This is a genomic window from Marinagarivorans sp. (assembly GCF_982758155.1).
The window spans coordinates 1-7,130 of sequence record NZ_CEXWTU010000246.1; the positions used below are offsets into that span (position 1 = coordinate 1).

General features: G+C 46.2%; 5 protein-coding genes. 1 reads left to right on the forward strand and 4 read right to left on the reverse strand.

Features of this window, described 5'->3' with window-relative positions; all coding sequences use genetic code 11:
* Positions 1-69: 69 nt before the first annotated feature.
* The 4 genes from AC3A8L_RS18460 to AC3A8L_RS18475 all read right to left on the reverse strand — a co-directional run bounded on the left by AC3A8L_RS18460 (position 70) and on the right by AC3A8L_RS18475 (position 5,974).
* Positions 70-1,332 (reverse strand): ABC transporter substrate-binding protein, encoded by a 1,263-nt coding sequence (locus AC3A8L_RS18460; RefSeq protein ID WP_487963750.1) that lies wholly within the window; start codon positions 1,330-1,332, stop codon positions 70-72.
* Between the two features lie 41 nt (positions 1,333-1,373).
* On the reverse strand, positions 1,374-3,407 hold the full coding sequence (locus tag AC3A8L_RS18465; protein ID WP_487963751.1) for a methyl-accepting chemotaxis protein: 2,034 nt from the start codon (positions 3,405-3,407) through the stop codon (positions 1,374-1,376).
* 473 nt (positions 3,408-3,880) lie between these two features.
* Positions 3,881-4,870 carry an alpha/beta hydrolase gene (locus tag AC3A8L_RS18470; protein WP_487963752.1) on the reverse strand — a complete coding sequence of 330 codons (990 nt, stop codon included), beginning with the start codon at positions 4,868-4,870 and terminating at the stop codon, positions 3,881-3,883.
* 180 nt (positions 4,871-5,050) lie between these two features.
* Positions 5,051-5,974, reverse strand: coding sequence for a hypothetical protein (locus tag AC3A8L_RS18475; protein WP_487963753.1), 924 nt, complete (start codon positions 5,972-5,974; stop codon positions 5,051-5,053).
* A gap of 346 nt (positions 5,975-6,320) precedes the next feature.
* On the opposite strand from AC3A8L_RS18475, the gene AC3A8L_RS18480 reads away from it, so the two are divergent.
* On the forward strand, positions 6,321-7,130 hold an 810-nt coding region (locus AC3A8L_RS18480; RefSeq protein ID WP_487963754.1), incomplete at its 3' end, for a hypothetical protein.

Sequence of the window (7,130 nt, forward strand, 5' to 3'; positions counted from 1 at the left end):
AGGAAGTAGGAGGCAAGTATTATTGGATAAAGTATTTTTTCCTCGGCCCTAAAGGGCCGAGGCAACAATTTACTGGCAATTCACTGCGCCAACATAACCCCAGCCGTTCAAGCCCTCTTGAATATCCACCACAACCTGAGCAGGTGTTTTGCTTCCCGCCAAAATAGCCTCTACCGCCGCAAAAACAAGGTCGTTATAGCTCGGCGAGCCGTGGTTAAGGGCATATGCTGTAAACAGACTAACAGGGTAAGCACGTTCAGCCACAATGGCTGCCATGTTCTTTAAATCACCCTCTTTGATGTAAAAATCCCGACCATAGGCCGGTAGTTCATTGACATGCTCAGCAAATAATTCAGCAAATTTTTTCGTCGTCGTAAACGTTAAGACTTTTTCGGCTGCAGCACGTACTTTAGAGGTGGAGCCAACCTGAAAAGTACCGTCACCTAAGGCATAAACTTTTTTCGATAAACCAGGTACCGGCCAAAAGCCTAGTTCAAACTCAGGGTCAATTTCGTAAAATATGGACGTTGGCCCGGCCATCCATGCACCGTCGATATTCATAGCAGAATTACCTACCGCCACTGCCCTAGCCATCACACCGTAGTCCTCGGTGATGATATTGTCATTCACAAAACCCCGCTCTTTCCATTGCACCAAGGTCTCAAAAATCAAACGGTATTGCGGCGTAGAAAAACAGGCTTCACCCGCCAACAATGCGGCAGAAAAATCCTCATCCACTAAACCCGCTAACAGCACCTCGGCCAACACCTGCTTTACATACCAGTTAGTGCCACCCGCCAGATGCATGGGATTAATCCCTTTCGCTTTTAGCGCTTCAAAAATTTGCGTTAACTCCGCCATTGTTTGAGGTTTTTTATCCAGCCCATGTTTACGCAGTAGCTTTTTATTAATTGTCATCGATTGCAACTGCAATGCAAATGGCACTCCGTAAGATACCCCCTGCGCACTTTTACCCGCTAATATGGCCGCTGGATTCATCATATTAAGATCATAAGCGTAAGGCTCGATAAAACCTCGGCGAATTAATTCTTGTAGATTAGTTGCCCCTGGTTGCCATAAAAACAAATCGGCTTTGCCATTTTGCAAGGCTAAAAAAACATATGAGCCATAGACCGATCGAAATACGGCCTCCACCTCAACCGTAACCCCAGGTATTAAATTTTGCGTATTAATCGCTTGCCATACAGGCTTATCTTGCGTTCGCCACGTGTAAAATTTAACCACTGTATTTTGTTCGTTAGCATGCACGACCGACGTCAATAGCCCAGCATCGAAAAATACAAACCCGCAAGTTACGATCAAACAAGCCATGCACCGCTTTAAGCTCTCTGAACACCATTCCCAGCACACAATCATAATGTAAACCTCTCTACCAAGGTTTCCAAATCATGTGTCGAGCGATATAGGCCATCAACTTGTACTTGTGTTTTCTGCGCCCCATCGGCCGTATCGTGCGAGAGCGCAGTAATCCTATCAATATTTCGATCAATATCTTCCGACGTACGGCTCTGCTGTTCTGAAGAGGTCGCTATTTGCAGGTTCAAATTTTTAGCATTGGAAATCATGGCGACAACTTCGGCTATTTGCTGAGAAATAATCTCAGCACTCGCAACGGAATCCTGTGTTTTTTCCTGCGAACGTTGAATTACCTCGACAGCATTTCGCGAACCATCCAACAATCGGTGAATATTCGTTTTAATTTCCTCTGTCGACAATCGTGTACGCTTTGCTAATGTTCTCACCTCGTCAGCAACAACGGCAAAACCTCTCCCTTGATCACCTGCGCGTGCAGCTTCAATAGCCGCATTAAGCGCCAATAAATTTGTTTGCTCGGCAATACCTTCAATAACCTGAATAATTTCTTCAATCTTATGCACGTCGCCATCTAAATCATTAATAACTCCGCAAGCATTGTTCATCTCTTCTTGAAGCAATAAAGATTTTTCTTTATTTTCAACAATTTTAGTTTGGCTCAACTCTGCATTTTCGTGGGCATTCGCCATTTTTTCGAACGCATTTTCGGCGTTGAGGGAAACCTCATTAATAGATACCGACATCTGATGCATAGCCGCAGCCACCATTTCTGTTTGCTCTTGCTGATTCGTCACGTTACTTAAAGACTGCTCTGTGATTGTGCGGGTCTGATTCACCGAATCGAGAATAAAGAGTGACTGCGACCGAATCGCCTGAATCATTGCTTGTAAGTTTTCGCTTAATGTTTTTGCCGACCCTTGCAACAAACCAAACTCATCGCGCTTTGACACAGCAATAGATTGAGAAAGATCACCCGTTGCCATACTTTCTAACACAGTGACCACATATTTAAGTGGAGCTTTAATACTTCTTACTACGAGCAAAGCAATAATTAAACAAGCCGCAATGGCAAGAACACTGATTGCAACAATTGTTGTTCGGCCACCATCAACCGTATTGGCGGCATTACTCGCTAAACGATGGGCATAGTTTTTGGCAAAACCACCTACAATCGCAAACTCTGTTCGAATTAATTTAATATTTTTTTCATTATTGGCGAGACTCTTTTCCATCACCGTTTCATTGCCTAAATAACCCGACTGCGACTCGAGCAAACCCCGATTACGCGCCACCACCCAGACAAGGTGACTAATTTTATCGCCAAGCTCAATCAACTCTGGCGCCAAGTACTCGCTTTGGGCCTCAAGCACCTTTAACTGATACCCCAGCTCAACATAGCGCTCTAACCATTTCGAAAACTGATCTGTTAATTGGTTGTATTCATCAAAGCGTGTCGTTAAAGCAATATACGTTGCCAGCGAAACACCTCGATTAACCTCTAGAATAGCGTCATAAACCAAAGGCCTTTCTTGTGCCGATAGTTCAAGTTTTTTTAAGCGATGGAACACAGCATCAATTTCATTTTCAGCCGCCTGAATTTCGTCTTTTAAACTGAGCAGACGGCTTAAGCCCGCAAGACTTTCTCTGTTTAAGAGCATCAAACGATCTACGCTAGCAAAAACTTCATTCGCCTTTGCTGCCATTCGCTCAAGACGCGCAACCTCACTGCCCCCATCTGGGACACGCAATAGCATTTCAGATAATTGTTTTGATAAGCGATGATAATTATCTTTAAACCCTGCAAAGCGGGCTTCGAAGTCTAATGCTTGCTGCTGATTAGTGCTGTTGTAATGCTGATACATTAGCAAATTAGCCAAAGCAAGCTCGTCAGCTAGCTGTGCCGTTGTATTACTGATCGGCGCGGCTTGGCGAGATACTTCCTGTAAATTTTGATTAATACTGGTAATACGCGACAAACCTGCAATGGCAATCGCTATCAAGCAAATCAAAATAAAAAGGTAACCGCCCGTAATGCGGTGAATGACCGACAGCTTCATAACAAAGCGAAACACCAAGGCTCTATTTTTATTCCAAATACAAGCATAAAGATCAAATTCCTAGTTTCCTGACTATCTACCTCAGTGTAGTACAGTTATAACGCTACCTCCTTAACCGCCAACAGGAAATAAGGGGCGAGGCAATAGTAGTTTGTCCAATTAGACGATGGGGCCTACAGGTACAGGGAAGTAGGTTATTAGAATAACGCATCGGGGCAGGAAGCCCCTTATTAGACATTGCAGGAGCATAATGTCGTGGAGCAGTTATCGAGCCTGTTTTCTCAGCAAGGCGCTCGAAGAGGCGCATGCCTAGGCATGTAACGCTTTGAGCAACGCAGTTGAGGAGACAGGAAACAAGTATTATTGGATAAAGTATTATTGGATAAAGTATTTTTTTCTCGGCCCTAAGGTAGGTTGAATCGTTAAATCACAGGCAAAAAAAAACGGGGCTTCAGAACAAAGCACCCGCTTTAAAGTACACCAAACCGTTATTGTGCGGTGGCCTCTTTGATTGCGGTATCACTCGCCCAAAGCCAGCGTAAACCCTCCGGCAATAACGCACCCGGATGACTGTCGTTATGCTCCCCATCTGTCCATACATGGGTAAACTCATAACGTGCACCCTCACGCTTTTGGCTATCAGCAAAGCGGTTTGCATAACCCAACGCCTTTACCATCTGCTGATTAGCTAAGAACCAATTACCCCATTCGTTATCAATATCGTTAATACCATCCTGAAAAAACACCCGCAACGGGCGAATCGGTTCACGACGAATTAGGGCTGGGTAATCCTGGCCACCCAACTTTATCGGTTTTGCATTAGGCTTAAACCCAATCGAAACGTAACTACCAATGGAGCTATAAACCTTACGAAAATAGTCCGGGCGCTGCCAGGCCGCGGTAAATGCGGCAATAGCCCCGCTGCTGGTACCGCCAATAACACGCATTTCAGGGTCGGTTGTTAAGGCATAGCGTTTACCCACCAACGGTAAAAGTTCTTCGATAAGCATACGAGCGTATCGATCATCAAGCGCATCATATTCCTGCGCTCGCTGATCGGGGTTACCCATACCTAAAGCATGAGGGTAGTGCTTAGAGCGGTTACCTGGCGTAACAAAGACACCAATACTTACAGGCATTTCACCACTTGCGGTCAAGTTTTCCATCACCTGCGGAACACGCAAAGAACCTTTAGGATTGGTCGCACGCTGGCCATCTTGAAAAACCAACAACCCAGCGGGTTTATCCTTTTTGTATTGAGCGGGCACAAAAATCCAGTACTGTCGCACTGTGTTGTCAAATACGGTGCTATAAAATTCAAAAGGCCCATCAAGTTGACCTTTAGGCACCCCCTCCTGAGGAAGGTGATCAGACGTTAATTGGACTCCTGTACGAATATCCATCGCAATAGCTGGCAATACTGAAAACGCCAAAAATAGCGCGAAGACTCTTTGAACCCAAATTACATACCGATGCATAGATAACCCTTAGTTTGCTTAGTACTTGCAGTCTAGCGGTAAAGCGCGACTTAAGCACCGCCCGTTGACAACCCCCAACACAAACCCACAAAAAAAGAGCCCGAAAGCTCTTTTTTTCCAGTACTTTATCCCGTACTTATTTTTCTCGCATTAACTGTTCTCGCGTTAGCCGTTCTCGCATTAATTATCAAAAATTGTTGGCATATCTTCAGGGAAGCTCTTCCAGACTAATGTTCCTTGACCGTAAATAGCCTCTAGCATTTCGCAGCGGTACCATTCGTTCTCTCTTGACTCGGGATCGCAAGATGCATATTCATTCAACATAAACCCAAGTGGTACCTCGGCATCACGAGGGTTACGCAGCATTCTAGAGCGATAAACAGGCTGGCCATCCATAACCTCTATTTCTGTTTCAGTAGCATGGCAAAAAGCGCACACGCTGAGCGTATTCGATACATCATAATTAATGTCCACATAAGGGGCGTTGCGTGGCAATAGCGCCGTCACCGGAAATTTGAGTTCAGCTTTAATAGACTGCCGCTGCGGCAATGCCGTATCAACTTCGAAAGACAATTCCAATAATTGCGTATCATCGACATCCCAAAACCGGCGATCCAAGCCCGTCTCAGGATCTTTAATCAGCTGTCCCGTTTCGGGGTCACGCACCGTATCGGACTTTTCATCAGGTACAACTGTAAGCATTAAGTCGTCAATCATGAAAAACACACGTGGGCTACGCTTGCCAACTGAAGGCTGGGCACTAAAGGTACTCAAAGTCGCGTTGTAGTACATGGGGCGGGGTAAACTTTTAACAAAACAGGCCAGCGTTAAAGGTTTAGGCATTGCATTAATCCAATCCACAACACTTGCGATATCGGTAACCGCTAAATCGGCTGGCGCCTCGCATAAGGGTTCACTGAACGCACTAGAAGCACTATCCGAACTTACGCTAGAGGCATCAGAAGAGCTAGCCTCTACCCCCGCACTAGAGCTCGACAAGCCGGCGCCATCGCAAGCAGACAGAAGCAAGCTACCGATAACGGTAACCAAAGAGAAGATTCTGCAGCCAGCAAACCTTGCGTTGTGAGATTTTTTGCGCGTCATACGACGTCCTTACATCAGCAATCACTGTAATTCGGCCCAAGGGGCGGCACTTACAGCAGGAGAAATCAGCTGCAAACGCAGCACTCAATCATTGAACCTATGTGTCATCGAAGTCATCGAAGTCATCGAACCCATAATAGGTATAGCTAGGTTATAAGTGGGAGCCCAACGATGTACAACGGTTTTTACCGACATTGCACCAAGGCTTGACACAAATCAACATCCGCGCAGACCGCTTAGCATCACTTCCCACAACACCTGCCAACCACGTCACATCGCAACTTTGGCCTGAATGTTTGCATTTACGCGAGGCATCTCGAATAATGCGTACTTTTTCGAGATGCCTGTGACCAAACGACGCACACCCGTAAACCGCTCAAACAAGCCTACCCATCGCAATGGCTCCAATTCGCGACCACAGAGCAAGCCTTCAAGCACACAATCAGAATATGCCGACTACTCGCCCGAAGTCCGTGTTGCCAATCAAATGCGGCAAGCACTCACTTTATGGCAAGAATGGCTAGATCAGCGCAATTGGTACCAGCTAGACCGCTGGCTGAAGCACACGCTGGGTAAAAACAGAAAGTACGGCAAGCGAGATCGCCTGTTTTATGGCGACGTACTTTTTAATGCTGCACGCTTTGGTTATTGGGCAGCCAATGTGATAACACTGAAAAACACCATGGACTCAGGGGCAACCGCGGCGCAAAGCATCGCCAACTTTAGCGAACTCACCCCCGACGCCGTCAGCCTTAAAGAGCAACTTGGCATACTCAGCCAAAACATCAGCGGCGAAGCCCTTTTGGCGCTATGCCAATGGCGCGCTGCCGCCAAACACCCCCTACCTAGCGAGCTAAGTGAATACCAAACCAGCATCGATGCCCTACAAGCCTTTAAACAAGAAGACTTATCCGGCACATTGGTATGGCACGGCATTCCCACTAGCTATACAGCACAACTTGAAGCCCTTGTTAACATTGGCGGTAACGATGCCTTGCATACGTTTTTAACCGCGCAAGATACTCGCCCACCACTGTGGTTACGCCTAAACCACGAAGATAAACGCTCTGAAGTCATGGTTGAGCTAGCCGAATTTTACGACGCAAGAGAAGACGGCCGTGCAATTTCCATTCAAGGCGAGCGCGGTGTTTTTGGT